The organism is Delftia sp. NA_296.1 (genome assembly GCF_052692095.1).
Genome location: NZ_JBQZGF010000004.1, coordinates 391,638 through 417,837, shown reverse-complemented (window position 1 = coordinate 417,837; position 26,200 = coordinate 391,638). Strand labels below are relative to the sequence as shown.

Here is a 26,200-nt window from a genome sequence, read left to right as displayed (position 1 = left end):
TTGGAAGCTGAGAAAGATGAAGGAGCGGCGGCGTTGAGTTGCGTGCGATAGCTCATGACTATAGCGAGCTGTCTGCCAGTTGATCGGTCCAGGCCAGGGCCTGCAGATGGGCCCAGTTGATCTGCTGGCTGCTCAGGCGCAGTGCGTCTGCGCTGCGGTTGAAGGCTGCGTCGTCGCTGGCTTCGCAGGCCTGGGCCAGGATCAGCAGCTCGCCCAGCACGCCTTCGTGGCGCAGCACGGCGGCGGAGACGGCATCGGGCACGGGGATCAGGCTCATGGCCACGTCCTGGGGCAGGTCGAGCATGCTGCCCAGCAGCGAGAAGATGCCGACGACGAAGGCCTGGTCGGAGTCTTCCTCGCTCAGCGATTCCTGGGCCAGCAGCTCCATCAGCCGCCCGCGGATCACGGCGGTCTGGCCGATGGCCGGCGGCGGGCCGCCGTTGCGCGATGCGGTCAGCAGCATGGCCGCCCAGCGGAACAGCTTCTTGAGGCCCATGAGCATCACGGCCTGGCGGAAGGAGGTGATCTCGCGTTGCACGCCAAAACCCACGGAATTGATCAGGCGCATCAGGTTGAAGGCCAGGCCCGCATCCTTCTTGAGCACATCCTCGATGGCATCGGTGCTGGCCTGCTGGCGCACCAGATTCAGCAGCTGGACGATGCTTTGCTGCGAGGGCGACAGCAGCTTGGTGCGCACCACCGTGGGCCGCGCAAACCAGAAGCCCTGGAACAGCTGTATGCCCAGGCGGCCCACCTGCTCGTACTGCTGTGCGCTTTCCACCTTCTCGGCGATCAGCTCGGCGCGCGTGTGGCGGCCAGCGAAGTTGACCAGCACGGCCAACTGGTCAGGGGCCAGCACGGACAGGTCGAACTTGATGTAGTCGGCCAGGGGCAGCCAGGCCGCATAGGCGGACTCCAGCACCGTGTGATTGAAGGCCAGGTTGAAGCCGCGCGCGCGCAGATTGCTGAGGATGGGCAGGCGGGCCTGCACCTCTTGCTGTGCGGCCAGGCCCAGCGGCGGGATCTCCAGCACCACCTTGTCGGGGTTGAGCAGCTCCAGATGCCCGCCGGCCAGGCTTTCATGCGTGCAGTTGACGAACATCAACTTGGTGCCGACCAGGTCCTCTTCGCCAGCATGCGACAGGGCCGTGAACACCAGGGACACGTCCGAGGCCGCCGTATGGTCCGGGTAGGCGCGAGAACGATTGAAAAGCTCGTAGCCGATGATCTGCTGCACCCCGTTGACGATGGCCTGGCGCGCGATCATTCCCCGGTCTGTGGACGCGGGGCTGGCCGCAGGGGCATCGTTGAAGAGATGGACAGGCAATTCGGTCATGGAGTGTTCGGTCGAAGAGGCACGGTAAGCAGCAGATCTGATTGTAGGAATGTTCTGAATAAATATGCCGACAGGCAGTGTCTGCTGGGACAAGTCCGATTGCGGAGTCGGACCCATCCTAGTTTGTAAACCATTGTGCGGCCATGCGGACGGGACGGGCCTGTCCGCGCGGCTGTGGCGGTCTTTCTTCAGACCTGCTGCAGCCAGGCCAGTTCGGTATCGGTGAAGCCAGCGGCGCGGCGCGCGCGCTCGTTGAAGGGCGGGCGCAGGCGCGGTGCCTCGTAGCGCTGCGTCAGGTGCTGGTAGTGCGCCTCCGGCTCCAGGCCTTCCCGTTCGCACAGCCAGCGGTACCAGTGGTTGCCTATGGCCACGTGGCCCACTTCCTCGCGCAGGATGATGTCGAGGATGTCCACGGCCGCCAGCGCATCGGGCGCGCGCGTGTTGCGCAGCTTGTTCTGGATCTGGGGCGTGGCGTCCAGGCCCCGTGCCTCCAGCGTGCGTGGCACCAGGGCCATGCGGGCCACCACGTCATGCGCGGTCTTCTCGCACATGGTCCACAGGCCCTGGTGGGCCGGGAAGTCGCCATAGTCATGGCCCAGGTGCGCGCGCAGATGCTCGCGCAGCAGGCGAAAGTGCTTGGCCTCCTCGGCGGCCACCTGCAGCCAGTCCAGGTAGTACTGCTGCGGCATGCCGTCAAAGCGCCAGACGGCATCCAGCGCCAGATTGATGGCGTTGAACTCGATGTGGGCAATGGCGTGGATCAGCACGGCCCGGCCTTCGGGCGTGGCCGGCGAGCGCCTTGCAACGGCAGTGTGGTGGCGCAGCTCGGGCCGCAGCGGGCGGCCCGGCAGGTCCGGTGCGGGATCGGGCAGGGCCGGTGCCTGCGCTGCTATTGAATAAAGCGCCTGCCGTGCATACATGTCCAACGCGGCGGCGGCCTTTTCTTCGGGGTCCGGGAGGCACAAAACCTCAAGGGCGCGGTGACGTAACTCCATCCCTACAATTCTAGGTTTCCTGCCATCACCAATAATTGACGGAGACAAAGACCCATGGCGATTTATGAACTGGATGGAGTGGCCCCTGAAGTGGCAGCATCGGCCTGGGTGGCCGACAGCGCCGAGGTCATGGGCAATGTGCAGCTGGCCGAAGACGCCAGCATCTGGTTCGGCGCCGTGCTGCGCGGCGACTGCGAGAGCATCTCCATCGGCGAGGGAAGCAACATCCAGGACGCCAGCGTGCTGCATGCCGACCTGGGCAAGCCGCTGGTCGTGGGGCGCCATGTGACCGTGGGCCACCAGGTCATGCTGCATGGCTGCACCATCGGCGACGAATCGCTGATCGGCATCGGTGCCGTGGTGCTCAACGGCGCGAAGATCGGCAGGAACTGCCTGGTCGGCGCAGGCGCCCTCATCACCGAGGGCAAGGAGTTTCCCGATGGCTCGATGATCATCGGCAGCCCGGCCAAGGCCGTGCGCCAATTGACGCCCGAGCAGATCGAAGGCTTGCGCCGCAGCGCCCAACACTATGTCGATAATGCGCGCCGGTTCAAGACCGGGTTGCGCAAGCTGGGCTGAGCGAGGCCCGGCACTTTTTTACGGAATCCATCAGCGTGTCTGAACTGCATAAATTCATCTTCGAAGGCCTGCCCGTGCGCGGCTCCATCGTCCGCCTCACCGACGCCTGGCAGGAAATCCTGCAACGCCGCGCGGGCAACGGCGAGACCGGCGCCTACCCCGCTGCCGTGCGCGAACTGCTGGGCGAAATGGCGGCTGCCGGCGTGCTCATGCAGTCCAACATCAAGTTCAACGGCGCCCTGGTCTTCCAGGTCATGGGCGACGGCCCGGTCAAGCTGGCCGTGGCCGAGGTGCAGTCCGACTTCGGCCTGCGCGCCACCGCCACCCTGATCGGGGAGGCGCCCGAAGGCGCCACGCTGGAGCAATTGCTCAATGTGAACGGTGGTGGCCGCTGCGCCATCACGCTGGACCCCAAGGGACGCCAGCCGGGCCAGCAGCCCTACCAGGGCGTGGTGCCGCTGCAGGATGCGCAAGGCCGCAGGTTCTCCAAGGTGTCAGATGCACTGCAGCACTACATGCTGCAGTCCGAGCAGCTGGACACCGTGCTGGTGCTGGCCGCCAATGACCAGTTGGCTGCCGGCCTGCTGATCCAGCGCATGCCGGTCAAGGGCGAGGCCAACCTGGCCTCCGCCACCGAAAGCGAGCAATCGGGCCAGGACGCCATCGGCCTGAACGAGGACTACAACCGCATCGCCACGCTGGCCGCCAGCCTGACGCGCGACGAACTGCTCACGCTGGATGTGGAAACCATCCTGCGGCGCCTGTTCTGGGAAGAAAAGCTGATGCGCTTCGTCCCCCAGCAGGACGAAGAGCGCCCGCGCTTTGCCTGCACCTGCAGCCGTGAGCGCGTGGGCGCCATGCTGGTGTCGCTGGGCATTGAAGAGGTGGACAGCATCCTGGAGGAGCGCGGCAATATCGAGGTGGGCTGCGACTTCTGCGGCAAGCAGTACGAGTTCGATCCCATCGATGCCGCCCAGCTGTTCACCGAGGCCGGCAAGCAGCCGCCGACCTCGACGAACGTGCAGTAAATACGCTCGGAGTCAGTCTCGCCCGCTGCGCAGTGCGTCGAACAGTCGCCGCTCGCAGTCCGGGTCGCTGCATTGCTCGCAGCCGTAGGGGCGAAGGCGGGCGCTGCGTTGCGCGGGGCTTGCGGGCAGCCAGGACCAGTCCATTTGCGGAGCCTTGAGCCTGAGCGACTCGGCCAGCTGTTGCCATTGCCGGGCGGTATTGCCGTAGAGCACCACGTAGTCGCGCGACTGGCTTTGCAATTGGTCGCGCCAATGCTGGAGCTGTGCGGCAGGGCCATTGCTCACCCCTTCGTGCTCGGTGACGGAGGCTCTCCAATCCAGTCCCAGCAGGTAGACGGCCCCATGTTCCGGCAGAGACTGCCCCGGCTCGGCCGCCAGGCATTGCCAGTCGGCAGGAGATGCTCCGTGGTGCCGCCAGGCCTGGCGCAATGCATGGGCCATGGAAAGCGCGAGCGCGGGCGGCGATCCCAGAAGAATCACCGGGGGCGGGGGCAAGCGGTCTGTGTCCAAGTACCTGTCTCGGCTTGCGCGCAGGCCCGGTTAAGGGGTGCAGGCGCCTTGTTGCAAAAGCACAAGGCCGGCATGAAGCCGGCCTTGGTGCAAAAAATCCCAACCTTCAGCGCCGCACGATCTGCACGAAGATCTCGTTGGGCTTGACCATGCCCAGCTCGCTGCGGGCCTTTTCCTCGACCATGGCCAGGCCGTCCTTGAGGTCGTTGACCTCGGAGGCCAGGCGGTCGTTCTCGGCCTTTTCCAGGGCATTGGCCACGTTCTGGTCGTGGATCTGCTGCTGCAGTTCCTTGACGTAGGCCACGCTGCCATGGCCCAGCCACAACTGCGCGTGCACGGCGGCGAGCAGGGCGAGCAGGACAAGGGGGACGACGCGGTTGACCATGGCAGCAGATGTTGCGGAAAGGAAAAAGGCTTGCAGGCCCGATGGCTTGCAAGCCTAACGCTTTTCAGCGCAGGTTGTAGAAAGCCTCGCGGCCGGGGTAGTGGGCGATGTCACCCAGGTCTTCCTCGATGCGCAGCAGCTGGTTGTACTTGGCGATGCGGTCCGAGCGGCTCAGCGAGCCGGTCTTGATCTGGCCGGCATTGGTGCCCACGGAGATGTCGGCAATCGTCGAATCCTCGGTTTCACCGGAGCGGTGCGAGATCACGGCGGTGTAGCCTGCGCGCTTGGCCATTTCGATGGCGGCGAAGGTTTCGGTCAGCGTGCCGATCTGGTTGATCTTGATCAGGATGGAGTTGGCGATCTTCTTGTCGATGCCTTCCTTCAGGATCTTGGTGTTGGTGACGAACAGGTCGTCGCCCACCAGCTGGACCTTGGCGGCCAGGCGGTCGGTCAGGATCTTCCAGCCATCCCAGTCGCCTTCGGCCATGCCGTCCTCGATGGAGATGATGGGGTACTTGTCGCACCAGCCGGCCAGCATGTCGGTCCACTGGGTGGCGGTCAGCGTCAGGTTGCCTTCACCGGCCAGCACGTACATGCCGTCCTTGTAGAACTCGCTGGCGGCGCAGTCCAGGCCCAGGGCGATCTGTTCGCCGGCTTTGTAGCCTGCGTTTTCGATGGCCTGCAGGATCAGCTGGATGGCGGCTTCGTGGTTTTCCACGGAAGGCGCAAAACCGCCTTCGTCGCCCACGGCCGTGCTCATGCCCTTGTCGTGGATGATCTTCTTGAGCGCGTGGAAGACTTCGGCACCCCAGCGCACGGCTTCGCGGAACGAAGGCGCGCCCACGGGGATGATCATGAATTCCTGCAGGTCCAGGCTGTTGTTGGCGTGCGCGCCGCCGTTGATGACGTTCATCATCGGCACGGGCAGCTGCATGCCGCCCATGCCGCCCAGGTAGCGGTACAGCGGCAGGCCGGCTTCTTCGGCGGCGGCGCGCGCCACGGCCATGGAAACGGCCAGCATGGCGTTGGCGCCCAGGCGGCCCTTGTTGTCCGTGCCGTCCAGGTCGATCAGGGTCTTGTCCAGGAAGGCCTGCTCGGAGGCGTCCAGGCCCAGAACGGCTTCGGAGATCTCGGTGTTGATGTGCTCGACGGCCTTGAGCACGCCCTTGCCCAGGTAGCGGCTCTTGTCGCCGTCACGCAGCTCGATGGCTTCGCGCGAGCCGGTGGACGCGCCCGAAGGCACGGCGGCGCGGCCCATCACGCCCGATTCCAGCAGCACGTCGCACTCGACGGTGGGGTTGCCGCGGCTGTCCAGCACTTCGCGGCCTACGATGTCAACGATTGCACTCATGGCATTTCCTTTGCGGTTTTTGAAATCGGTGTGCAGGCGGGTTCCGGTGAGGTTGCGCCCTGGTGCTTGCCGGGCAAGCGGTATGGGTGGTCGATGGCGTGGCAGGCTGCCGTGCCACCGGGCACAGCCGTGCTCCGCGGCGCAGTATCTGCGATCGGGCGGCGGCTATTGTGCACAAATTGGTTGTATGGCTTTGTATGCGCTGCGCTCTTGACGAGCCGGGGTGGCTGGCCGTCAGACGCCTTCCACGCAGACCATGCGCATGATGGATGCGCCTTCACGCGCCTCGCGGGCACGCAGGTACTCGGGCGTGTCGTAGAAGGCCCGGGCTGCCTCGAAGCTGGGGAACTTGAGGATCACGGTGCGGCCGGGGTTCCAGTCGCCTTCGAGCACTTCGACCTTGCCGCCGCGCACGCAGACTTCGGCGCCATGCACGCGCATGGCCTCGGTGCTCCACTTGCGGTATTCCTCGTACTGCTCGGGCTTGGTGACGGTGACGGACGCAATGATGTAGCCGCTGGCCATGGGTCAGACTCCAAAGTCGTTTTCGAGGAAGCCGTTCTTCTTGGTCACGTCGTCGAGCGCGACCAGGGTTTCGAGAAGGGCCTTCATGTGCTTGAGTGGCACGGCGTTGGGGCCGTCGCTGAGGGCGCAGGGAGGGTTGGGATGGGTTTCCATGAACAGGCCCGCCACGCCCACGGCCACGGCCGCGCGCGAGAGCACGGGCACCATCTCGCGCATGCCGCCGCTGCTGGTGCCGTTGCCGCCGGGCAGCTGCACGCTGTGCGTGGCGTCGAAGACGACGGGCGCGCCGGTCTCGCGCATGATGGACAGGCTGCGCATGTCCGAGACCAGGTTGTTGTAGCCGAAGCTGGCGCCGCGCTCGCAGGCCATGAAGCTGTCCTCGGGCAGGCCGGCTTCCTTTGCAGCCGCACGGGCCTTGTCAATGACATTCTTCATGTCATGCGGGGCCAGGAACTGGCCCTTCTTGATGTTCACCGGCCGGCCCGACTGGGCCACGGCGCGGATGAAGTCGGTCTGGCGGCACAGGAAGGCCGGCGTCTGCAGCACGTCCACGACCTGGGACACGGCCGGGATTTCGGACTCGGTGTGCACGTCGGTCAGGATGGGGACCTGCAGGTCCTTCTTCACCTTGGCGAGGATCTCCAGGCCCTTGTCCATGCCCGGGCCGCGAAAGCTGGCGCCCGAGCTGCGGTTGGCCTTGTCGTAGCTGCTCTTGAAGATGAAGTGGATGCCCAGGGCCGCCGTGATTTCCTTGAGATGCCCCGCCACGTCCATCTGCAGCTGTTCGGACTCGACGACGCAGGGGCCTGCAATGAGAAAGAAGCGCCGGTCGAGGCCGACATCGAAGCCGCAGAGTTTCATGGTGGGGATTCCTTGGGAAATGGTGGGCGGCGGTGCGGGATCAGGGCTTGCGCGGCGCCTTCTGGCGCTCGATCGCAGCCTTCACGAAGGCATTGAACAGCGGGTGGCCGCTCCACGGCGTGGACTTGAACTCGGGGTGGAACTGCACGCCGATGTACCAGGGGTGAACTTCCTTGGGCAGCTCGACGATCTCGGTCAGCTGCTCGCGCTGCGTCAGCGCCGAGATCACCAGGCCCGCTTCGCGCAGCTGGTCCAGATACTGGACGTTGGCTTCATAGCGGTGGCGGTGGCGCTCGGTGACCACATCACCGTAGATGCTGTGGGCCAGCGTGCCGGCCTGCACGTCGGAGGACTGCGCGCCCAGGCGCATGGTGCCGCCCAGGTCGGAGTTCTCGTCGCGGGTCTTGACCGTGCCGTCGGCATCCTTCCACTCGGTGATCAGGGCGATCACGGGGTTGGCGGACTTGGGGTCGAACTCGGTGGAGTTGGCGCCTTCGAGGCCGGCCACGTGGCGGGCGTATTCGATGGTGGCCACCTGCATGCCCAGGCAGATGCCCAGGTAGGGCACCTTGTTCTCGCGGGCGTAGCGGGCCGTGGAGATCTTGCCTTCCACGCCGCGCGAGCCGAAGCCGCCGGGCACGAGGATGGCGTCGTACTGCGAGAGCTTGTCGCGCGCATTGGCGTCGCTGATGGTCTCGGAATCGACGTGGGTGATCTTCACTGCCACATGGCTTTGCATGCCGGCGTGCTTGAGCGCCTCGTTGACGGACTTGTAGGCGTCCGACAGCTCGACGTACTTGCCGACCATGGCGATCTTGACCTCGCCCTGCGGGTGCTCGGTCTCATGGACCAGGTCGTCCCAGCGCTTGAGGTTGGTGGGCGGCGTGTTCAGGCGCAGCTTGTCGCAGATCAGGCCGTCCAGGCCCTGCTCGTGCAGCATGCGGGGCACCTTGTAGATGGTGTCCACGTCCCACATGGAGATCACGCCCCACTCGGGAACGTTGGTGAACAGCGAGATCTTTTCCTTCTCCTCTTCCGGCACCTGGTGCTGCGCGCGGCACAGCAGGGCGTCGGGCTGGATGCCGATCTCGCGCAGCTTCTGCACGGTGTGCTGCGTGGGCTTGGTCTTGAGCTCGCCGGCCGTGGCAATCCAGGGCAGGTAGGTCAGGTGCACGAAGGCCGTGTTGTTGGGGCCCTGCTTGAGGGCCAGCTGGCGAACGGCTTCGAGGAAGGGCAGGGACTCGATATCGCCCACCGTGCCGCCGACTTCGCAGATGGCGACATCGACAGCGTCAGGCGTGCCCAGGCCGGCGCCGCGCTTGATGTACTCCTGGATTTCGTTGGTCACGTGCGGGATCACCTGCACGGTCTTGCCCAGGTAGTCGCCGCGGCGCTCCTTTTCCAGAACGCTCTGGTAGATGCGGCCGGTGGTGAAGTTGTTGGACTGCTTCATGCGCGTTTCGATGAAACGCTCGTAGTGGCCAAGGTCCAGATCGGTCTCGGCGCCATCATCGGTCACGAACACTTCACCGTGCTGGAAGGGCGACATGGTGCCCGGGTCCACGTTGATGTAGGGATCCAGCTTGATGAGGGTGACTTTGAGGCCGCGCGATTCGAGGATCGCAGCAAGGGAGGCTGAGGCGATTCCCTTGCCCAGGGAAGACACCACACCGCCTGTGACGAAGACAAATTTGGTCATGTCTTTTATTGGTGGTGGTAAAGCAGGATTATAGATGCGCCGCCGAATTCGCCGCGCCGCGCGGGGCTGCTCGGATGCTCCGGCTCTGCTAAATTGCGCGCCATGACTGAAGTGTTCGCAGGTAAACATCTGGTGCTCGGCCTCTCCGGAGGCGTGGCTTGTTACAAATCTGCCCAGCTGGTGCGCCTGCTGGTGCAGGCCGGGGCCACCGTGCAGGTGGTGATGACCGAGGCGGCAGAGCAGTTCATCACCCCGGTGACCATGCAGGCGCTGTCGGGCCGCCCCGTCTATGGTTCGCAGTGGGATGCACGCGAGCCCAACAACATGCCCCACATCAACCTCAGTCGCGAGGCCGATGCCATGCTGATCGCGCCTTGCAGTGCCGACTTCATCGCGCGCCTGGTGCAGGGCCGCTCCGACGAGCTGCTGAGCCTGATGTGCCTGGCGCGCCCCATGGACCGCGTGCCCCTGTTGCTGGCGCCTGCCATGAACCGCGAGATGTGGGCGCACCCGGCCACGCAGCGCAACCTGGCGCAAGTGGCGGCCGACGGTGCGATGGTGCTGGGCGTGGGAACGGGCGACCAGGCCTGTGGCGAGGTGGGCGACGGCCGCATGCTGGAGCCCGAGGAAATCATGGAGGAGCTGGCTGCCTTCTTCACGCCCAAGCTGCTGCAGGGCCGCCAGGTGCTGGTCACGGCGGGCCCGACCTTCGAGGCCATTGACCCCGTGCGCGGCATTACCAACCATTCCAGCGGAAAGATGGGCTTTGCCATTGCGCGCGCCGCCCGCGAGGCGGGCGCCCAGGTGACCCTGGTGGCCGGGCCCGTGCACCTGCGCACGCCGCGCGGCGTGCAGCGCATCGACGTGCAATCGGCGCAGCAGATGTTTGACGCCGTGCACCAGCAATTGCCGCAAGCCGGCGTGTTCATCGCCACGGCGGCCGTGGCCGACTGGCGCCCGGCCACGGCGTCAGACCAGAAGATCAAGAAGGACGGCTCGGGCCAGACCCCCACGCTGACCTTCGTCGAGAACCCCGACATCCTGGCGGCCGCCGCGCAGTCCGAGCCCGCACGCAGCGGCCGGCTGTACTGCGTGGGCTTCGCCGCCGAAAGCCATGACCTGCTGCAGCACGCCAGCGCCAAGCGCCTGCGCAAGCAGGTGCCGCTGCTGGTGGGCAATATCGGTCCCGCAACCTTTGGGCGGGATGACAATGCCCTGCTGCTGATCGACGAGGCTGGCACCATGGAGCTGCCGCACGCCTCCAAGTCCCTGCTGGCGCGCCAGCTGGTGGCCGAGATCGCCCGGCGCCTGCCGCCCGCCCGTTGACACTACCGAAGGCCCGCATGTCACAGAACACCTACGAAGGCCCCCGCCACGGCGACTATGTGCGCTATGTGGACGAGCTGCTGCGCGCCAGCCCCCTGTACCGCTCTGCGGCCCACGGCTGGATGGTGCAGGGACGCAGCGATTTCACCGATGCGGTGGCCACGCCGGGCGCGCAGTCCCAGTCCGTGGTCGAGCGCGTGCGCGAGCAGGTGCAGGCTGCGGCCGAGAAGGCGCGCATCGCCGCGCAGCAGGCTTCGGTGCCTGCCCTGCCGGGGCGCCAGCCGTCTGCAGGCGACAGGAATGGCGACAGGAACGGCGATAGAAATGGTGGCAGGGCCGATCGCGGCCGGCAGGCGGCGCGGGCACAGCAAGCCCAGGCCTCCTCCGCCGCCAAGGCCGTCAAGAAGACGGTCTTCAAGATAGGTCCGGGCCAGTTGCTGGGTATCGTGATCGGCCTGATCCTGGCCGTGGTGATTCCGGGCATCGGCCCCTTCATCCTGCTGCTCACCATCATCAATGCCATCGTCAAAGGCTTTCGCAGCGGGCTCAAGTCGTCCGGGTGACGGCGCGGGGCACAATGCGCGCTTTGCTTTTCAAGAGAGCCTGCCGTGAGGCGCTCCCCAGATTGTTTCCATGAACGTTGATATCAAGATCCTTGACGCGCGCCTGCGCGAGAACATGCCCGCCTACGCCACGCCGGGAAGCGCGGGCCTGGACCTGCGCGCCTGCATCGATGCGCCTTTGATGCTGGAGCCCGGCCAATGGCAACTGGTGCCCACGGGCATGGCCATGTACCTCAAGGACCCCGGCTACGCGGCCATGATCCTGCCGCGCTCGGGCATGGGCCACAAGCACGGCATCGTGCTGGGCAACCTGGTCGGCCTGATCGACAGCGACTACCAGGGCCAGCTCATGGTCAGCGCCTGGAACCGCTCGACCACGGCCTTCACGCTGCAGCCCATGGACCGCCTGGCCCAGCTGATCATCGTGCCCGTGGTGCAGCCCAGCTTCAATGTGGTCGAGGAGTTCGAGTCGGCTTCCGAGCGCGGCGCGGGCGGCTACGGCTCCACCGGCAAGCAATAAGGCGCTCAGCCAGAAAACGCCCGCAGCCGCGCTGCCCGGGCATCGCTCCAGGGAGGAATCCGCATGGCCAGGCCATCCCGGCGCACGCGCCACCGCCCATCCGCGTCATGGACGCGCGTGATGCTGACGCAGGAAGACCGCATGCGCCGCCGCCTGCAGCAGCGCCACTGGCTGCGCCTGCATGCGGCACTGACGGGCGGGTTGAGCCTGGCCGGCATGTCGCTGTTGAGCCTGGGCCTGCTGCACGCGGGCATGCACAGCATGGCGCTGCGCTATGGCGTGGCCCTGGCCTGCGGCTATCTGCTGTACCTGCTGCTGCTGCGCCTGTGGGCCGAATGCATGCTGCGCCGCGACTGGGAGGTGTCCGATGTTCCCGATGTGACGCCCGGCGGCAGCGGCTCTTCACCGGCCCGCACGCCGGAGGCTGGCGGATTCGACAGCGGGCAGGGCGGCTCGTATGGCGGCGGTGGATCCAGCGGCAGCTGGGATGACGGCGGCGCCATGTCCGAGGCCGCTTCCTCGGCGTCGCAAGGCTTCGATATGCCGGGCATCGATGGGCTGGACGAAGGCGCCGTCGTCCTGGTTCCCGTGCTGCTGGTGTTTGCGGCGCTGCTGGTCGCGGTCACGGGGGCAGGGTCGCTGCTGTGGCTGGTCTTTGGGGCCGACCTGTTCCTGGCCGTGGCGGTGGAGGTGGCCTTTGCGCTGCTGATGGCGCGCACGCTCTATGTGGTGGAGCGCGAAGGCTGGTTGCTGGCCGCGCTGCGCCTGAGCTGGAAGCCGGTGCTGGGCGCACTGGTGGCCGCCGTGGCGCTTGGCGCGCTGGCCGACTGGCTGTTTCCCCAGGCAGACACCCTGGTGCAGGTGCTGCGTGCGCTGAGAGGACACTGAAAAGCCCCTTAGAGGGCACTGAGCCGCTGCTGCGCGGCTCCTGCCGTCACGCCTGTCTTTTTGCCCCCGGCAGGCGCAGTTGCATGCGCAGGCCGCCCAGTGGCGAGCGGCTGGCCGCGATGCTGCCGCCATAGGTCTGCACCAGGTCACGCACGATATCCAGGCCCAGGCCTGCGCCGGGCCTGCGTTCGTCCAGGCGCTCGCCGCGCTCGAAGATGCGGCCAAGGTCGGCGTCTTCGATGCCGGGGCCGTCATCGTCCACCGTCAGCAGCAAGGGGCCGCCGGCCTGATCGTGCTCCAGGCCCTGGACTTCCAGGCTCACGGCCTGGGCCGCCCACTTGCCGGCGTTGTCCAGCAGGTTGCCCAGGATTTCCATCAGGTCCTGGCCATCGCCCAGAAAGTCCCAAGGCTGCGCATCGCCCTTCAGCGCGAAGCGGATGCCGCGGCCGGCGTGCAGCCGCTCCATGGTGCGCACCAGCGAGGCCAGCGGCGGCTCCAGCGGCGTGCGCAGGCCTGTGGCCTGGCGGGCCGCAGCGCGGGCGCGTGCCAGATGGTGGTCCACCTGACGGCTGGCGCTGGCGACCTGCTCGCGGACCAGTTCGGCCAGCGCCCCGCCTTCCTGCGCGGCGGCATTGCCGAGGATGGACAGCGGCGTGTTCACCGCATGGGCCAGGTTGCCGGCCTGCGTGCGCGCGCGCTGCACCATGTCGGCGTTCACATCCAGCACATGGTTGAATTCTTGCACCAGGGGGCGCAGTTCCTGCGGAAACCGGCCTTCGAGGCGCGGCGTTGCCCCCTTGCGCACGTCGGACAGGCCCTTGCGCAGCAGCTGCAGCGGCCGCAGCGCCAGGCGCAGCTGCAGCACCACGGCCAGCACCAGCCCGGCCGCCAGCGTTCCCAGTGCGGCGATCAGCATGGTGGTGAAGCGCTGCATGGGCTCGGCCAGCAGGGCGCTGTCGGCCGCAACGATCAGGCGCAACGGCGGCGCGTCGGCTTCGGGCAATTGCAGGGGGCGTGCCACGGCCACGAGCTGGTGGCCCTGGCCATCGGGCAGCATGCCGGTGTTCAGCGCCGTGTCCTCGTGGTGCTCATCCGGGCGGCCGGCATCGGCGCGGAACTGGTGCCAGTCCAGCGTCTGGTCCCACAGCGAACGAGAGCGCAGCAAGCCGGCCTTCTCGGGCGGACCCGCACCATCGCTCACCTGGTCGATCTGCCAGTACAGGCCCGACAGCGGCTGCGCCAGGCGCGGGTCGCCCACGGCCAGTCCGACTTCGATGCGCCCTCCGGGCAGGCTGTTGACGGCTGCGCTGAGCTGGTCGAGCTGCAGCACCAGCTGCGCCTGCAACTGCTGCGCGATGTGGTCGCGGAACAGGCCGCGCAGCCCCCAGCCGGCCAGCAGCACGGCCGCCAGCACCCAGGCCAGCGTGCCGGCCAGCAGGCGCAGGCGCAGCGAATCGCCAAGCCGGGATACCTGTCTTTCCTGCGGCGCGTTCATGCAGCAGGCGCGCCTTCCACCAGCCGGTAGCCCAGGCCGCGCACGGTCTCTATGCTGCCGGCCGGCAGCTTCTTGCGCAGGCGGCCGACGAAGACCTCGATGGTGTTGGAGTCGCGGTCGCTGTCCTGCGGGTAGATGTGTTCTGACAGTTCGGTTCGCGATATCACCTGCCCCACGCGCTGCATCAGCAGGGCCAGCACCTTGAATTCATGGCTGGTGAGCGTGAGCGGCTGGCCGGCGACGCTCACGCGGGCATGGCGCGAGTCCAGCACGATGGGGCCGCATTGCCACTGGGCGCTGGCGTGCGGGCTGAGCCGGCGCAGCAGGGCGCGCAGGCGGGCCATCAGCTCTTCCATGTGGAAGGGCTTGGCCAGATAGTCGTCGGCGCCGGCATCCATGCCGGCCACCTTCTCATGCCAGGCGCCGCGCGCCGTGAGGATCATCACCGGCATGACCCTGCCCTGCGCACGCCAGGCGCGCAGCACGGTGAGCCCGTCGCGCACGGGCAGGCCCAGGTCCAGCACGGCGGCGTCGAATTCCTCGACCTCGCCCAGGTACTGGGCCGTTGCGCCGTCCGCGGCCGTCTCCACCGTATGGCCTGCCTGCTGCAAGGCCTGTACCAGTTGCCCGCAGAGCGTGGGCTCGTCTTCCACCACGAGGATTCGCATCTGCGTCTAGTCCTTGCGCTTGAAGCTCAGCACCTTGCCATCGCGTGCATCGATCTTGAGCTTGGCCACGCGGCCGCCCGATTGCAGCAGCCGGATCTCGTAGATGAAGCGGCCGTCGTCATGCTCGAACTCGACCTTGATGACCTGGCCCTGGTAGTCGCGCTCGACCTGATCGAGCACGGTGCGCAGCGGCAGCACGCGGCCTTGCTGCAGGGCCTGGCGAGCGAGTTCATGGTCGCTGTCGCCGGCATCCGAGGGCGTGGTCCAGGAGGCCAGGGCCGCCGCCATCAGCAGCAGTGCGGCCAGCAGCATCCAGGACCTGCGAGGAATGGAGAAGCATGGAGTGGGCATGGAAAACTTTATAGCCCAGCGTGGATGAACCTCGGATGAACGGCTGCTTCAGCTTGCGTTCATGGCCTGCATCGAACAATGGCTGCACGCCGTCGCAATCCAACGGAAACGAAGGCGCAGCAGCCGGCAGATGCGGCCTTTTCAGATGCATCGCCAGCCCAATCGCCGACCCAATCGCCGGCCCAGTCGCCGACCTTCACATGCCAAAGGAGAACCTCATGCCTTCCATCCGACAACTGATTTCCCGCGCTGCACGCCATGGCCTGACGGGCCTGGGCATTGTTCTGATCGCCACTGCCGGGCTGGTCGCCCAGGTGCAGGCCCAGGCCGCCGCCACGGGCGGGCCTTCCGTGACCGTACAGGCCGGCGAGGCCGTGGCCACCACGGTGGCCTCCGTGCGCGGCGCCTTCCAGGGGCCGGGCCTGAGCATCCGCGAAATCTTCGAGCGCATGGAAGTCCTGGGCTACCGCGACCTGCGTGAGATCGAGTGGGAGGACGGCCTCTACCAGGTCAAGGGCCAGACCGGCGATGGCCGCCCTGTGAAGCTCTACGTCGATGGCAACAACGGCAACGTGCTCAGCATCCGCGCACGCAATTGAGGCCGGGTGGGCAGGCTGATTTTTGTCAGCAAGTGTTCTGTCCGGTCGGCAGGCATGCGGCCTGGGACGTTGAAGCGGTATGCAGCCGCCGGCCGGTCCGGTGGCTGCCCTTGATCGATCCACGGACAGTACACAGGAGATTCTCATGCCTTCCATTCATCGCTTGAGCGCCATGGGCGCCGGCTGCATTGCCGCGTTGATGCTCAGCGCCTGCGCGGGCTACCCCCAGCAGGGCGGATACCCGGGTGGCGGCTACCCTGCCGGTGGCTATCCAGCCGGCGGCTATCCGACCAGCGGCTACCCCAGCGGTGGCTATCCCAACGGCGGCCAGCCCGGCACGGCCTACCCGGGCGGCGGTGGCTATGTGCAGCAGGGGCGCGTGACCAATGTGCAACTGGTGCAGATCCAGCAGCCCAGCGGCATTGGCGGCTCGGGCATAGGCGCAGGGGCCGTGGTGGGCGGCGTGGTCGGCGGGGTGCTGGGCCGCCAGGTGGGCAAGGGCAGTGGGCGCGACATCGCCACCATTGCGGGCGTGGTGGGCGGTGCCATGGCGGGCAATGCCATCGAGAAGAACACCGGCCCTGGCGACCTGCGCGATGTCTACCGCGTCACCGTGCAGTTGAACGACGGCAGCACGCGCGTGTTCGACTACCAGAACAATCCGCAGCTGCGCATAGGCGAGAGCGTGCGCGTGGACAACAACCAGCTGATTCGCTGAGTACCAGGCTCGCTCCATGCAAAAGGGCTCCCCGCAGGGAGCCCTTTGCCATTTCAGCGCGGCAATTTCAGTGCAGCGTGTCGTTGCCCGGTGCCATGGGCTGGATGCGGAAGAATCCGGTACCGGCCGAGCCGCGGCCGATTTCCTCCTCGGTGGCCTCGCGCACGCCTTCGACCTTCAGGTGCAGGCGCAGCGCAATGCCGGCCAGCGGGTGGTTGCCGTCCAGCACCACGTGCTCGGGATAGATTTCCGTGACGGTGTAGAGCAGGTCGGGCTGCACGGCGCTGCAGCCCTTGGGCAGGGCGCTGGCCTCGAAGCTCATGCCTTCCTCCAGCTCGGCCGGGAACAGGGCGCGCGGCTCCAGGAAGATCAGGCTTTCGTTGTAGTCGCCAAAGGCTTCCTCGGGCTCCAGGTGCAGGTCCAGGGTCTTGCCCTGGCCGTGGCCCTGCAGGGCTTCCTCGATGCGCTTGAGCAGATCGTCGCCGCCGACCAGGAACTCCACGGGCTCATCGAGCACGTCCAGTTCCTCGCCCAGGGTGTCCTTGAGGGTCCAGGTCAGAGCGACCACGCATTGTTCTGTGATTTCCATGGTGTGCAGCTTGTGCGGCCCATGCCGCAGTGGGGAAAAAGAAAGACCGCCGCGCGCGCCCGTGTTTGAAGAAGGCGTGCCGGCGGCCGCGTTGGCGCGATTTTCCCACGGCTGCCCGGCTGCTGTGCAGGCCGGGCGGCGAGTCCTGCCGATCAGAACGGATAGTGGCGGGGGGTGGTCTGCATGGTGATCCAGCGCGTCTCGGTGAAGGCATCGATGCCTGCCTGGCCGCCGAAGTGGCCGTAGCCCGAGTTTTTCACGCCGCCAAAGGGCATCTGGGCCTCGTCATGCACGGTGGGTCCGTTGACGTGGCAGATGCCGGCCTCGATGCGCGCGGCCACGCGCCAGCCGCGTGCGGTGTCGCGGGTGTAGACGGACGAGGACAGGCCGAATTCGTTGTCATTGGCCATGGCGATGGCCTGCTCCTCACCGCGCACGCGCACGATGGCCTTGACGGGGGCGAAGGTTTCCTCGCGGAAGATGTCCATCTCGGGCGTGACGCCGTCGATCAGCGTGGCGGCCATCAGGGTGTTGGTGGCCTTGCCGCCGCACAGCAGTTTTGCGCCCTTGGCCAGCGCGTCGTCGATCAGGCGGTTGGCACGCTCCACGGTGGCCATATCCACCACCGAGCCCAGCACCACGGGGCCCTTGCGCGGATCGCCCAGCGGCAGCGAGGTGGCACGGGCCACGAGCTTGTCCAGGAAATCACCGGCCACGGACTCGTCCACGATGATGCGTTCGGTGGACATGCAGATCTGGCCCGAGTTGGCGAAGGCACCGAAGGTGCAGCCGGCCACGGCGGCGTCGATGTCGGCATCGTCCAGCACCACGAAGGGCGCCTTGCCGCCCAGCTCCAGGATGGCGGGCTTGAGGTATTTGGCGCAGGTCTGGCCGATGATGCGGCCCACGCGCGTGGAGCCGGTGAAGTTCACGCGGCGCACGGCCGGGTGGGCCACCATGGCTTCGACCACGGCACCGGCATCTTCGGGCGCATTGGTCACGAAGTTGACCACGCCGGGCGGCAGGCCGCCTTCCTGCAGGGCCTCGATGATCAGGCCGTGCGTGGCGGGGCACAGTTCCGAGCCCTTGAGCACCACGGTGTTGCCGCAGGCCAGCGGCGTGGCAATGGCGCGCACGGCCAGGATGACGGGTGCATTCCAGGGCGCAATGCCCAGCACCACGCCGGCGGGCTGGCGCACGGCCATGGCCAGGCTGCCGGGCACGTCCGAGGGAATGATCTGGCCATTGATCTGGGTGGTCAGCGATGCGGCCTCCAGGAACATGTTGGCGGCCAGGTGCACGTTGAAGCCGGCCCAGATGCCCGATGCGCCGGTCTCGGCGGCCATGGCGGCGGCAAACGCCTCGGTCTTGGCCTCCAGCGCCTGCGATGCCTTCATCAGCATCTGGCGGCGTTCGGTCGGGCCCAGCGCGGCCCAGGCGGGGAAGGCCTTTTGCGCGGCCTCGACGGCGCGCACGGCATCTTCGGGCGTGGCGGCCGGGGCGCGCGTGGCCACCGATCCGTCCAGCGGATTGCGGCGCTCGAAGGTGGCGCCATTGCCGGCCTGTGCGGCCTGGCCTGCGATGAGCATGGTTTGTTCGATCATGACTGTCTCCTTGGTATGCGGTTGTGGCCTGGGCGTTGGCGTAGCCGGGCGTGCCGGTCATCGTAGAAGCAGGCGATGGCGCAGGCAGCCCGCTGCGCGCACAAAGCGCATGACGGATCGTGCACGGGCTCCGGGGTTTACCCTTGTCCTGGCTGTCCGCGGGGAAAGCCATGGGGCGCGACGGGCCTGCACTTTCCCATAATCACGTCCATGGCCGCACACAGATCCTTCACCCGTGCGGCGAGCAGGAGAGACCGCACATGACCGATGCCATGGTGTTGAGCACCGACGGACTGCCGCCCGGCGAGACGGCGTCGGCCTGGCACGCCTGGATGTCGCGCCTGTTTGCGGGCCTGGATACCGATGTCTATGGCGATCGCCTGTTCGAAGGCCATGTGCGCGTGGCCAATGCCGGCGATGTGGTGCTGACTCGGCTGGAGGCGGGCCGCCACCGCGTCATGCGCAGCATGCAGGGCCTGCGCGCCCATGAGTCCCCCTATCTGAAGATCGTCGCGCCCTGGGAGGGCGTGGCCAGCGTGCGACAGCACAACCGCGAGGCCAGCGTGCGCAAGGGCAGCTGGGTAATCTATGACACGGCGCAGGAGTACGAGGTCACCAACCCCGAATGGTCCGAACACCTCATCGTGATGCTGCCGCGCCAAGCCATCGTGGAACGGGGCATCCGGCTGGAAGGGCTGATGGGGCGCAATGTGGGCGGCAGCTCGGGCATTGCCCGCATCGCGCTGGAAACCATGCGCAGCACCTACCAGGAGTTGCCCGGCATGGCGCCGCATCTGGCGCGCCGCGCGGGCGAGCTGCTGGTGGACATGGTCCATCTGTCGCTGCAGGAGCTGGCCGGGCAGGGCACGGCAGGCACGCAGCAACTGGCGCTGCAGGACCGCATCCGCGCCCATGTGGCGGCCCATCTGCGCGACCCGGGCCTGTCGGTGGAGTCGGTGGCCGCCGCGCTCAACTGCAGCAAGCGCCACCTGCACAACGCCTTCGCGGACAGCCAGACCAGCCTGGGCGCCTTCATACAGCACAGCCGCCTGGAGCTGTGCATGCGCGAGTTGCTGCAGCCCGCCCAGGCGCAGCGCACCATCACCGAGGTCGCCATGGATTGCGGCTTTGGCAGCACCGCGCATTTCAGCCGCGCTTTCAAGATCTATACGGGCCTGTCGCCCTCGGATTTCAGGGCCATGCGCAAGCCGGCCGGCTGACTGCCACGAAGCCATTGCGGGGCAGCTTGCGCTGGCGCCAGGACAGGGCAATGCCCGCATAGGACAATGCCGCCCTGTCTCTTCGCTCACTTCGGACCATTTCATGGACACCAACACACCGCTTGCCCTGCTGGGCGGGCTTACCGCTTCCCAATTCATGCGCCGCCACTGGCACAAGAAGCCCTTGCTGGTGCGCCAGGCAATCCCGGGCTTCAAGCCCCTGATTCCCCGCGCCAGGCTGCTGGCCATGGCAGGCGAGGACGGTGTGGAATCGCGCCTGATCCAGCAGCAGGACGGTGGCCACTGGAAGCTCAGCCACGGCCCGCTGTCGCGCCGCAGCCTGCCCTCGCTGCAAAAGCCCGGATGGACCGTGCTCGTGCAGGGCGTGGACCTGCACGACGACGGCGTGCACCAGCTGATGCAGCAGTTCCGCTTCGTGCCCGAGGCGCGGCTGGACGATCTGATGATCAGCTTTGCCACCGACCAGGGCGGCGTCGGCCCGCATTTCGACAGCTACGACGTCTTCCTGCTGCAGGCGCATGGCCGCCGGCGCTGGCGCATCGGCCGCCAGAAGGACCTGTCGCTGCAGCCCGATGTGCCGCTGAAGGTGCTCTCGAATTTCGAGCCCGAGGAGGAGTTCGTGCTCGAGCCCGGCGACATGCTCTACCTGCCGCCCAAGTGGGCCCATGACGGCATCGCCGAGGGCGAGTGCATGACCTACTCCATCGGCTTTCGCTCGCCCGCGCGCGACGAACTGGCCCGCGAGCTGCTGCTGCGCATGTCCGACGAGCCCGATGAACCCGAAGCGCCCATGGTCTACCGCGACCCCGACCAGCCCGCCGTCGAGGCCCCGGGCGAGATTCCGTCGAGCCTGCACGACTTCGCGCGCAAGGCGCTGGAGCGCGCGCTGGCCGAGCCGCTGGCGCTGGAGCGCGCGCTGGGCGAGTACATGACCGAGCCCAAGGCCAATGTCTGGTTCGAGCATGGCGAGGAACACGGCATGTTCGAGAGCGTGGTCCTCGATCGCCGCACGCGCATGATGTATGACGCAAAACACATCTTCATCAACGGCGAAAGCTATCTGGCCGGTGGCCGCGATGCCACCCTGATGCGCAAGCTGGCCGATACGCGCGCCCTGTCACGCGCCGATCTGGCCAAGGCCAGCGATGACGCGCTGGAGCTGCTGTCCTCCTGGTTTGACGCCGGCTGGGTGCGAGGCGGGCCGCTGTCCTGAACCGGGTAGACGCTGTGACGCAGTCATGCTAAGTTCGGGCATTCACCGTTGACAGCGTTCTGCTGATTCAAGGCGGACTCCGATAGATTTGTAAAGAATTGTCTTGGGTTCGTCAGTAAATTGACAGCAACCTGGTTTTGTTACACAGTGGACGCCAAGGCAGCTTCGTGCTGCCCCATTCGGACTTGGCAAGAGGATTTGTGCGGAATTGTTCAGAGGTTGTCAGTTTCAGTCAGCCTTGAGAAAATCTCCCTATAATTCGCTCCAAGTCGAATGAATGTGTTTGACGTGGCCTGGCTGCCGCGTACCGGTTGCCCGCATCCGGTGGCGCAAGTGGCGGGGCCCCTCCTGTGTACTGTCTTCTTACCTACTCTCTAGGAAACTGTGATGAAGAACTCTCTGATCCTGGCTACCGTGATCGCTGCTGCAGCTCTGGCCGCTTGCGGCAAGAAGGAAGAGGCTCCGGCCCCCGCTCCCGCACCCGCCGTTGAAGCTCCCGCACCGGCAGCTCCCGCTCCCGCAGAAGCTCCTGCTGCTCCCGCCGCCGACGCTGCTGCTCCCGCAGCGCCTGCCGCTGACGCTGCAGCACCTGCTCCCGCTGCTGACGCTGCCGCTGCAGACGCCGCCAAGGCTGCTGCCGACGCTGCCGCCAAGGAAGCCACCAAGCAGTAATTCGGCCCTCGCCGATGGCAGAGGTTTCGGCCTCTGCCGCGAAAGAACCGCATCCTTCGGGCTGCGGTTTTTTTTCGTCTTCGCTTTGCTTTGGTCCAGTAAAAAAGCCACCGGCAAATGACTGCGCGGTGGCTGCAAGCCAAGGGCGGACGCTGCCGCCCCAAGGCCCGAAAAGAGGCTTGCTTACTTCATGTCGTCGGTGATGACGCGCACGATGCGCTGGGCATTGGCCGATGTCTCGGGCTGGCCCTGGGTGTTGAGCACGGTGACGGTGGACTTGTCGCCTTCACTGCGCACCTGGATCTGGTACTTGACCGGCGCGGCCGCATCGGGCGAGCGGCTGAACAGCTTGCCGAAGAAGCCCTTGGGCTCGACCTTGGCGTCAGGCGCGACATAGCGCACGAAGTAGATGCCGCGGCTGCGGTCACGGTCTTCCACGGTGAAGCCCGTGCGGTCCAGGGCCACGCCGACACGGCGCCATGCGCGGTCAAAGCCTTCGTCGATCTGCAGCACGGGCTGTCCGTTGGCGGACTCCATGCGCACGCTGCCGGTGGCGGCTGCCGTGGTGGTGTTGGCCTTGGCCACGGCATCGGCCTGCTCCTGGCTCACGCCGAGCTTGACCATCAGGCGGCGCAGGAATTCGGTTTCCAGTTCCGGGTCGGAGGGGCGCGGCTGCCAGATGGTCTGGTCCTTCTGGGCGCTGGTGTAGACCTCCTGCATGCCGCGGTGCGTGATGTAGACCTCGGTGGAGCCGTCGGCTGAGCGCTCCAGGCGTGTGCGGAAGCGGTCGCGCTCGCTGGTGGAGTACAGGCCGTCGAAGACCTTGCCCAGCGTCTTGCGGATCACGTCCTGCGGGATCTTGGCGCGGTTCTCGGCCCAGTCGGTCTCGATGATGCCCAGCTGGCGGTCTTCGGTGGTGAAGATGAAGCCGTTTTCCAGCCAGAAGTCACGCACGGGCTCCCACAGCTGGTCGGCCGGGCGCTTGATCACCAGCCAGCGCTGTTCGCCGTTGCGCTCGATGCGCACATCGCCCATTGCAACGGTGGCCGTGCGGCCTTCGCTGGGCTTTTGCGCCTTGGAGTTGGCTTCCATGGCTGCGGCGGAGACCACGCCGCCGGGCACGGCATAGCGCGAGTCCGTGGACAGCTGGGTCAGATCCGGGGGGACTTCCAGGGTGGGCGCCTGCTGCTTGCCGGCGCTCTTGTAGTCGATCTTGCTCTCTTGGAACGTGGTCGTGCAGGCTGTCAGGCCGATGGCCAGGCTCAGCAGGCTCAGACGTGCAATGGGCTGTTTCACGCGAATATCCTTGGTGCGTTCGGTCGGTGGGGCGGGGCGCCTCACAGCAGGCCAGCGGAGCCCAGGGCGGCTTCCACGGTGGCTTCCAGGTTCTTGCTCAGAGGTGTCATCGGCAGGCGCATGGCCGGGCCGCACAGGCCCAGGCGCGCTGCGGCCCACTTGACGGGAATGGGGTTGGCCTCGACGAAGAGGTTCTTGTGCACGGGCATCAGGCGCAGCTGGATGTCCATGGCGGTGCGCACATCGCCGGCCAGGGCCGCCTTGCACAGATCGCTCATCAGGCGCGGTGCCACGTTGGCCGTGACGCTGATGTTGCCGTGGCCGCCGCACAGCATCAGGGCCACAGCGGTCGGATCATCGCCGGAGTACACGCCGAAGTCCTTGGGCACTTCACGGATCAGCCACTGGGCGCGCTCGATGTTGCCCGTGGCTTCCTTGATGCCGATGATGGCGGGGATCTGCGCCAGGCGCAGCACGGTGTCGTGCTGCATGTCGGCCACGGAGCGGCCGGGCACGTTGTAGAGCACCACGGGCAGGTCGCCCACCGCTTCGGCAATCGCCTTGAAGTGCTGGTACTGGCCTTCCTGCGTGGGCTTGTTGTAGTAGGGCACGACCTGCAGCTGGCTGTCGGCGCCGACCTTCTTGGCGTAGCGGGCCAGCTCGATGGCCTCGTGCGTGCTGTTGGCGCCGCAGCCGGCCATCACGGGCACGCGGCCTGCGGCCTGCTCGACGGACACGCGGATGATTTCGCAGTGCTCCTCCACGTTGACGGTGGGGGATTCACCTGTCGTTCCCACCACGCCGATGCAGTCCGTGCCTTCGGCCACATGCCAATCGATGAGTTTTCGCAGCGCCGGGTAGTCAACACTACCGTCCTCGTGCATGGGCGTGATGAGGGCAACGATGCTGCCAGTGAGAGCGACGGAGGAGGATGTCATGTCCGCAAGAAAAAACGGGAAAGGATCATTCTAACGAGTGTCGGAGGCAGGCCCAAGGCGGGCGCCTGTAGGGATTCAGGCGATTGCAGAGCCTGACGCCTTCTGATGCGCCAGCATGGCCACGGGTTCCCGGCCTGTTGCATCGGGGCGCAGTGCCGCAATGCGCTGGACCATGCGATCGGGCTCGCCCAGCTGGCCGTGCTCGTAGGCCACGATGTGCCAGCCCGCGCAGGCCTGCAGCAGCTCGCCGGGCGCCAGCAGGAAATCAGGGCGGGAAGGCTTGCCGAAAGCCTCATTGCCCTGGGCAAAGGTTTCGTACAGCAGCACGCCGCCGGGGGCCACGCTGTTCAGCAGTGCCGGCCACAGCGGGCGCCACAGATAGTGGGTCACGACCACGGCGCCGAACTGCCGGCCGGGCAGGGGCCAGGGGCCGTTTTCGATGTCGGCGCACAGCAGCTCGCCCACGCCCTGCAGGCCGGCCAGGGCCTGGGCGTCGCGGTCCACCCCGGTGACGGCGTGGCCACGCGCATGGAACCAGCGCATGTGCCGGCCGGGCCCGCAGGCTACGTCAAGCACCGAGGCCTGGGGCGCCAGAAGGTGCGACCAGCGTTGGATCCAGGGCGAGGGCGGCGTGGCTGCGTGCATGTGCAATTTTGGAAATAAAGTGAAAGCGGCCGACATTGTGCCGCCGGGCCTTCGCCGCTCCCGCTTCCATTTCAGAAGCAGGCCCAGATCTGGTCTGCCATGCCCAGCATGAACTGCGGCTGCAGGTAGAGCATGAATACCAGGCCCAGCACCATAAGCACGGCGGCCCACAGCGCCAGCCTGCGCAGGATGCGTGGGCGGGGCCTGGTGGATGTGGTCATGGATGTCGTCATGTCAGGCAGCGGCCTGGGCTGCGCGCAACCGTGCCACGGGGGCTTCGCGGATGGGCAGGTTCAGCAGGCCGGCGGCCACGCCCAGGCCGATGGCCAGGTACCAGACCACCTGGTAGCTGCCCGTGTGGTCATAGAGATAGCCGCCCAGCCAGACACCCAGAAAGCTGCCGACCTGGTGGCTGAAGAACACCATTCCGCTCAACATGGACAGATGCTGCACGCCGAAGATCTGGGCCACGGTGGCATTGGTCAGCGGCACGGTGGACAGCCACAGCAGTCCCATGGCGGCCGAGAAGATATAGACCGACCAGGGCGTCAGCGGCGCGAGCAGGAAGAGCACGATCACCACCGAGCGCGTGAAGTAGATGGTGGACAGCAGGTAGCGCTTGGGCAGGCGCTGGCCCAGGTTGCCGGCCACGTAGGTGCCAACGATGTTGAACAGTCCCACCAGCGCCAGCGACACGCTGGCCACTTGTGGCGCCAGCCCGTAGTCCTTGAGGTAGCTGGGCATGTGCACGCCGATGAACATCACCTGGAAGCCGCAGACGAAGTAGCCGGCCGTCAGCAGCACGAAGCTGGGCGTGCGCAGCGCTTCGGCGACTGCCTGGCCCGCGCTCTGGTCGCGCACGGGACGGGTGTTGCCGGGCTGGAAGCCCGGCTCGCGCAGGCCGAAGGCCAGCGGAATGATCATCAGCGCGCACAGCGACAGCAGCAGCAGGGCGTTGGACCAGCCGAAGTTCGAGATCAGGCTGCCTTCCACGGGCACCATGAAGAACTGGCCGAAGGAGCCCGCCGCCGCCGTCACGCCCATGGCCCAACTGCGCCGCGCCACGGGAATCTGGCGGCCCAGCACACCGTAGATCACGGCATACGTGGTGCCTGCCTGGGCTGCGCCGATCACCACGCCGGCCGTCAGGGCGAACCAGGTTGTCGTGGGCGCCATGGCCATGCCGGCCAGGCCCAGCGCATACAGCAGCGCGCCCACCAGGAGCACGCGGAAGGCGCCGAAGCGGTCGGCCAGCATGCCGCCGAAGATGCCGAGCACGCCCCAGGACAGGTTCTGGATGGCGATGGCCAGCGCGAAGGACTCGCGCGTCCAGCCCATTTCCTGGGTGATGGGCTGCAGCCACAGGCCGAAGCCATGGCGGATTCCCATGGACAGCGTCACGACTGCGCCCCCGCACAGCAGTATCTGCACCATGGACATGGGTTGGTTGTTTTTTTGCATGCGGCAAACTTTAGCGAAACTCCGGGTTTTGCGCTGTGCCGCTTGGGTCGCCCATGCGCCAGCGCGGCCCTTGATGGCAGCGGCTTTTTCGGGATAGTCAATGTCAATGACTGTGAATGCATCCAGCACTGAGCCGGGCCGCGC

The 26,200-nt window shown here is 66.6% G+C and carries 29 protein-coding genes; 11 read left to right on the top strand and 18 right to left on the bottom strand.

The features are described 5' to 3' along the window. Positions 1-58: 58 nt before the first annotated feature. Together ACUTR7_RS12820 and ACUTR7_RS12815 are read right to left on the bottom strand one after the other, a co-directional pair. The gene (locus ACUTR7_RS12820; protein ID WP_013801100.1) at positions 59-1,336 is read right to left on the bottom strand and encodes an EAL and HDOD domain-containing protein; all 1,278 of its coding nucleotides are present in this window, start codon (positions 1,334-1,336) and stop codon (positions 59-61) included. 188 nt (positions 1,337-1,524) lie between these two features. Continuing rightward, the gene (locus tag ACUTR7_RS12815) at positions 1,525-2,331 is read right to left on the bottom strand and encodes a ferritin-like domain-containing protein (protein WP_013801101.1); all 807 of its coding nucleotides are present in this window, start codon (positions 2,329-2,331) and stop codon (positions 1,525-1,527) included. A 54-nt stretch (positions 2,332-2,385) separates the two neighbouring features. Here ACUTR7_RS12815 and ACUTR7_RS12810 point away from each other — a divergent pair, with 54 nt between their 5' ends. Both ACUTR7_RS12810 and hslO read left to right on the top strand, forming a co-directional pair. Continuing rightward, the gene (locus ACUTR7_RS12810; protein WP_012206911.1) at positions 2,386-2,910 is read left to right on the top strand and encodes a gamma carbonic anhydrase family protein; all 525 of its coding nucleotides are present in this window, start codon (positions 2,386-2,388) and stop codon (positions 2,908-2,910) included. A 35-nt stretch (positions 2,911-2,945) separates the two neighbouring features. Next, positions 2,946-3,938 (top strand): Hsp33 family molecular chaperone HslO, encoded by a 993-nt coding sequence (gene hslO / locus ACUTR7_RS12805; protein ID WP_012206910.1) that lies wholly within the window; start codon positions 2,946-2,948, stop codon positions 3,936-3,938. A 12-nt stretch (positions 3,939-3,950) separates the two neighbouring features. Here hslO and ACUTR7_RS12800 read toward each other — a convergent pair whose 3' ends face one another. The 6 genes from ACUTR7_RS12800 to ACUTR7_RS12775 form a co-directional block, all read right to left on the bottom strand. Beyond that, positions 3,951-4,379: a hypothetical protein gene (locus ACUTR7_RS12800; RefSeq protein ID WP_034396449.1), complete on the bottom strand. Its 429-nt coding sequence runs from the start codon at positions 4,377-4,379 to the stop codon at positions 3,951-3,953. A gap of 175 nt (positions 4,380-4,554) precedes the next feature. After that, positions 4,555-4,833 carry a cell division protein FtsB gene (ftsB, locus tag ACUTR7_RS12795; protein ID WP_012206908.1) on the bottom strand — a complete coding sequence of 93 codons (279 nt, stop codon included), beginning with the start codon at positions 4,831-4,833 and terminating at the stop codon, positions 4,555-4,557. 64 nt (positions 4,834-4,897) lie between these two features. Further along, on the bottom strand, positions 4,898-6,184 hold the full coding sequence (gene eno / locus ACUTR7_RS12790; protein WP_012206907.1) for a phosphopyruvate hydratase: 1,287 nt from the start codon (positions 6,182-6,184) through the stop codon (positions 4,898-4,900). A 234-nt stretch (positions 6,185-6,418) separates the two neighbouring features. Continuing rightward, on the bottom strand, positions 6,419-6,709 hold the full coding sequence (locus ACUTR7_RS12785) for a DUF1330 domain-containing protein (RefSeq protein WP_012206906.1): 291 nt from the start codon (positions 6,707-6,709) through the stop codon (positions 6,419-6,421). A 3-nt stretch (positions 6,710-6,712) separates the two neighbouring features. After that, positions 6,713-7,570 (bottom strand): 3-deoxy-8-phosphooctulonate synthase, encoded by an 858-nt coding sequence (gene kdsA, locus ACUTR7_RS12780; RefSeq protein ID WP_012206905.1) that lies wholly within the window; start codon positions 7,568-7,570, stop codon positions 6,713-6,715. 40 nt (positions 7,571-7,610) lie between these two features. After that, positions 7,611-9,269 (bottom strand): CTP synthase, encoded by a 1,659-nt coding sequence (locus ACUTR7_RS12775; RefSeq protein WP_012206904.1) that lies wholly within the window; start codon positions 9,267-9,269, stop codon positions 7,611-7,613. Positions 9,270-9,371: 102 nt separating this feature from the next. On the opposite strand from ACUTR7_RS12775, the gene coaBC reads away from it, so the two are divergent. From coaBC to ACUTR7_RS12755, 4 genes are all read left to right on the top strand, one after another. Beyond that, the gene (coaBC, locus tag ACUTR7_RS12770) at positions 9,372-10,595 is read left to right on the top strand and encodes a bifunctional phosphopantothenoylcysteine decarboxylase/phosphopantothenate--cysteine ligase CoaBC (RefSeq protein ID WP_216294196.1); all 1,224 of its coding nucleotides are present in this window, start codon (positions 9,372-9,374) and stop codon (positions 10,593-10,595) included. A 17-nt stretch (positions 10,596-10,612) separates the two neighbouring features. Then, positions 10,613-11,158 carry a hypothetical protein gene (locus ACUTR7_RS12765; protein ID WP_096913746.1) on the top strand — a complete coding sequence of 182 codons (546 nt, stop codon included), beginning with the start codon at positions 10,613-10,615 and terminating at the stop codon, positions 11,156-11,158. A gap of 70 nt (positions 11,159-11,228) precedes the next feature. Next, positions 11,229-11,678 (top strand): dUTP diphosphatase, encoded by a 450-nt coding sequence (dut, locus tag ACUTR7_RS12760; RefSeq protein WP_071956572.1) that lies wholly within the window; start codon positions 11,229-11,231, stop codon positions 11,676-11,678. Between the two features lie 63 nt (positions 11,679-11,741). Further along, positions 11,742-12,566 (top strand): hypothetical protein, encoded by an 825-nt coding sequence (locus ACUTR7_RS12755; RefSeq protein ID WP_216294197.1) that lies wholly within the window; start codon positions 11,742-11,744, stop codon positions 12,564-12,566. 46 nt (positions 12,567-12,612) lie between these two features. Here ACUTR7_RS12755 and ACUTR7_RS12750 read toward each other — a convergent pair whose 3' ends face one another. The 3 genes from ACUTR7_RS12750 to ACUTR7_RS12740 are packed head-to-tail and all read right to left on the bottom strand — an operon-like array spanning position 12,613 to position 15,041. Continuing rightward, complete coding sequence (locus tag ACUTR7_RS12750) at positions 12,613-14,061, bottom strand: sensor histidine kinase (protein ID WP_099733035.1); 1,449 nt, start codon at positions 14,059-14,061, stop codon at positions 12,613-12,615. Then, positions 14,058-14,729, bottom strand: coding sequence for a response regulator transcription factor (locus tag ACUTR7_RS12745; RefSeq protein ID WP_012206898.1), 672 nt, complete (start codon positions 14,727-14,729; stop codon positions 14,058-14,060). The genes ACUTR7_RS12750 and ACUTR7_RS12745 overlap by 4 nt, the downstream gene beginning before the upstream one ends. Positions 14,730-14,735: 6 nt before the next feature. After that, positions 14,736-15,041, bottom strand: coding sequence for a PepSY domain-containing protein (locus ACUTR7_RS12740; protein ID WP_012206897.1), 306 nt, complete (start codon positions 15,039-15,041; stop codon positions 14,736-14,738). Positions 15,042-15,298: 257 nt separating this feature from the next. Here ACUTR7_RS12740 and ACUTR7_RS12735 point away from each other — a divergent pair, with 257 nt between their 5' ends. Both ACUTR7_RS12735 and ACUTR7_RS12730 read left to right on the top strand, forming a co-directional pair. Next, entirely contained in the window at positions 15,299-15,679 is a 381-nt protein-coding gene (locus ACUTR7_RS12735; RefSeq protein ID WP_013801111.1) for a PepSY domain-containing protein, read from the top strand. Between the two features lie 145 nt (positions 15,680-15,824). Further along, positions 15,825-16,397: a glycine zipper 2TM domain-containing protein gene (locus ACUTR7_RS12730; RefSeq protein WP_034396430.1), complete on the top strand. Its 573-nt coding sequence runs from the start codon at positions 15,825-15,827 to the stop codon at positions 16,395-16,397. Between the two features lie 67 nt (positions 16,398-16,464). On the opposite strand, the gene ACUTR7_RS12725 is transcribed toward ACUTR7_RS12730, so the two are convergent. Next, entirely contained in the window at positions 16,465-16,986 is a 522-nt protein-coding gene (locus ACUTR7_RS12725; RefSeq protein ID WP_012206894.1) for an FKBP-type peptidyl-prolyl cis-trans isomerase, read from the bottom strand. A gap of 152 nt (positions 16,987-17,138) precedes the next feature. Further along, positions 17,139-18,590 (bottom strand): aldehyde dehydrogenase, encoded by a 1,452-nt coding sequence (locus tag ACUTR7_RS12720; RefSeq protein ID WP_445608959.1) that lies wholly within the window; start codon positions 18,588-18,590, stop codon positions 17,139-17,141. Between the two features lie 260 nt (positions 18,591-18,850). On the opposite strand from ACUTR7_RS12720, the gene ACUTR7_RS12715 reads away from it, so the two are divergent. The 3 genes from ACUTR7_RS12715 (at position 18,851) to ACUTR7_RS12705 (ending at position 21,716) form a co-directional block, all read left to right on the top strand. Further along, positions 18,851-19,810 carry an AraC-like ligand-binding domain-containing protein gene (locus ACUTR7_RS12715; protein ID WP_013801114.1) on the top strand — a complete coding sequence of 320 codons (960 nt, stop codon included), beginning with the start codon at positions 18,851-18,853 and terminating at the stop codon, positions 19,808-19,810. Between the two features lie 103 nt (positions 19,811-19,913). Then, entirely contained in the window at positions 19,914-21,044 is a 1,131-nt protein-coding gene (locus tag ACUTR7_RS12710) for a cupin domain-containing protein (protein ID WP_013801115.1), read from the top strand. A gap of 387 nt (positions 21,045-21,431) precedes the next feature. After that, a complete protein-coding gene (locus tag ACUTR7_RS12705) occupies positions 21,432-21,716 on the top strand; it encodes a hypothetical protein (protein ID WP_012206890.1) in 285 nt (94 codons plus the stop codon). A gap of 183 nt (positions 21,717-21,899) precedes the next feature. Here the strand turns inward: ACUTR7_RS12705 and bamC are convergent, their stop codons facing one another. From bamC to ACUTR7_RS12680, 5 genes are all read right to left on the bottom strand, one after another. After that, the gene (gene bamC / locus ACUTR7_RS12700) at positions 21,900-23,012 is read right to left on the bottom strand and encodes an outer membrane protein assembly factor BamC (protein WP_013801116.1); all 1,113 of its coding nucleotides are present in this window, start codon (positions 23,010-23,012) and stop codon (positions 21,900-21,902) included. Between the two features lie 41 nt (positions 23,013-23,053). Then, positions 23,054-23,950 (bottom strand): 4-hydroxy-tetrahydrodipicolinate synthase, encoded by an 897-nt coding sequence (gene dapA / locus ACUTR7_RS12695; protein ID WP_012206888.1) that lies wholly within the window; start codon positions 23,948-23,950, stop codon positions 23,054-23,056. Positions 23,951-24,025: 75 nt separating this feature from the next. Then, positions 24,026-24,595 (bottom strand): class I SAM-dependent methyltransferase, encoded by a 570-nt coding sequence (locus tag ACUTR7_RS12690; RefSeq protein WP_445608958.1) that lies wholly within the window; start codon positions 24,593-24,595, stop codon positions 24,026-24,028. Between the two features lie 71 nt (positions 24,596-24,666). Further along, complete coding sequence (locus tag ACUTR7_RS12685) at positions 24,667-24,816, bottom strand: hypothetical protein (RefSeq protein ID WP_180319011.1); 150 nt, start codon at positions 24,814-24,816, stop codon at positions 24,667-24,669. Between the two features lie 13 nt (positions 24,817-24,829). Then, the gene (locus tag ACUTR7_RS12680) at positions 24,830-26,056 is read right to left on the bottom strand and encodes an MFS transporter (protein WP_404827537.1); all 1,227 of its coding nucleotides are present in this window, start codon (positions 26,054-26,056) and stop codon (positions 24,830-24,832) included. Between the last annotated feature and the right edge of the window lie 144 nt (positions 26,057-26,200).

Bases quoted from the DNA above. Each gene is read 5' to 3' on its own strand.
- ACUTR7_RS12820 (WP_013801100.1), bottom strand. From the start codon at position 1,336: ATGACCGAATTGCCTGTCCATCTCTTCAACGATGCCCCTGCGGCCAGC.
- ACUTR7_RS12815 (WP_013801101.1), bottom strand. From the start codon at position 2,331: ATGGAGTTACGTCACCGCGCCCTTGAGGTTTTGTGCCTCCCGGACCCC.
- ACUTR7_RS12810 (WP_012206911.1), top strand. From the start codon at position 2,386: ATGGCGATTTATGAACTGGATGGAGTGGCCCCTGAAGTGGCAGCATCG.
- ACUTR7_RS12800 (WP_034396449.1), bottom strand. From the start codon at position 4,379: ATGGCCCATGCATTGCGCCAGGCCTGGCGGCACCACGGAGCATCTCCT.
- ftsB (WP_012206908.1), bottom strand. From the start codon at position 4,833: ATGGTCAACCGCGTCGTCCCCCTTGTCCTGCTCGCCCTGCTCGCCGCC.
- eno (WP_012206907.1), bottom strand. From the start codon at position 6,184: ATGAGTGCAATCGTTGACATCGTAGGCCGCGAAGTGCTGGACAGCCGC.
- ACUTR7_RS12785 (WP_012206906.1), bottom strand. From the start codon at position 6,709: ATGGCCAGCGGCTACATCATTGCGTCCGTCACCGTCACCAAGCCCGAG.
- kdsA (WP_012206905.1), bottom strand. From the start codon at position 7,570: ATGAAACTCTGCGGCTTCGATGTCGGCCTCGACCGGCGCTTCTTTCTC.
- ACUTR7_RS12775 (WP_012206904.1), bottom strand. From the start codon at position 9,269: ATGACCAAATTTGTCTTCGTCACAGGCGGTGTGGTGTCTTCCCTGGGC.
- coaBC (WP_216294196.1), top strand. From the start codon at position 9,372: ATGACTGAAGTGTTCGCAGGTAAACATCTGGTGCTCGGCCTCTCCGGA.
- ACUTR7_RS12765 (WP_096913746.1), top strand. From the start codon at position 10,613: ATGTCACAGAACACCTACGAAGGCCCCCGCCACGGCGACTATGTGCGC.
- dut (WP_071956572.1), top strand. From the start codon at position 11,229: ATGAACGTTGATATCAAGATCCTTGACGCGCGCCTGCGCGAGAACATG.
- ACUTR7_RS12755 (WP_216294197.1), top strand. From the start codon at position 11,742: ATGGCCAGGCCATCCCGGCGCACGCGCCACCGCCCATCCGCGTCATGG.
- ACUTR7_RS12750 (WP_099733035.1), bottom strand. From the start codon at position 14,061: ATGAACGCGCCGCAGGAAAGACAGGTATCCCGGCTTGGCGATTCGCTG.
- ACUTR7_RS12745 (WP_012206898.1), bottom strand. From the start codon at position 14,729: ATGCGAATCCTCGTGGTGGAAGACGAGCCCACGCTCTGCGGGCAACTG.
- ACUTR7_RS12740 (WP_012206897.1), bottom strand. From the start codon at position 15,041: ATGCTGCTGGCCGCACTGCTGCTGATGGCGGCGGCCCTGGCCTCCTGG.
- ACUTR7_RS12735 (WP_013801111.1), top strand. From the start codon at position 15,299: ATGCCTTCCATCCGACAACTGATTTCCCGCGCTGCACGCCATGGCCTG.
- ACUTR7_RS12730 (WP_034396430.1), top strand. From the start codon at position 15,825: ATGCCTTCCATTCATCGCTTGAGCGCCATGGGCGCCGGCTGCATTGCC.
- ACUTR7_RS12725 (WP_012206894.1), bottom strand. From the start codon at position 16,986: ATGGAAATCACAGAACAATGCGTGGTCGCTCTGACCTGGACCCTCAAG.
- ACUTR7_RS12720 (WP_445608959.1), bottom strand. From the start codon at position 18,590: ATGATCGAACAAACCATGCTCATCGCAGGCCAGGCCGCACAGGCCGGC.
- ACUTR7_RS12715 (WP_013801114.1), top strand. From the start codon at position 18,851: ATGACCGATGCCATGGTGTTGAGCACCGACGGACTGCCGCCCGGCGAG.
- ACUTR7_RS12710 (WP_013801115.1), top strand. From the start codon at position 19,914: ATGGACACCAACACACCGCTTGCCCTGCTGGGCGGGCTTACCGCTTCC.
- ACUTR7_RS12705 (WP_012206890.1), top strand. From the start codon at position 21,432: ATGAAGAACTCTCTGATCCTGGCTACCGTGATCGCTGCTGCAGCTCTG.
- dapA (WP_012206888.1), bottom strand. From the start codon at position 23,950: ATGACATCCTCCTCCGTCGCTCTCACTGGCAGCATCGTTGCCCTCATC.
- ACUTR7_RS12690 (WP_445608958.1), bottom strand. From the start codon at position 24,595: ATGCACGCAGCCACGCCGCCCTCGCCCTGGATCCAACGCTGGTCGCAC.
- ACUTR7_RS12685 (WP_180319011.1), bottom strand. From the start codon at position 24,816: ATGACCACATCCACCAGGCCCCGCCCACGCATCCTGCGCAGGCTGGCG.
- ACUTR7_RS12680 (WP_404827537.1), bottom strand. From the start codon at position 26,056: ATGCAAAAAAACAACCAACCCATGTCCATGGTGCAGATACTGCTGTGC.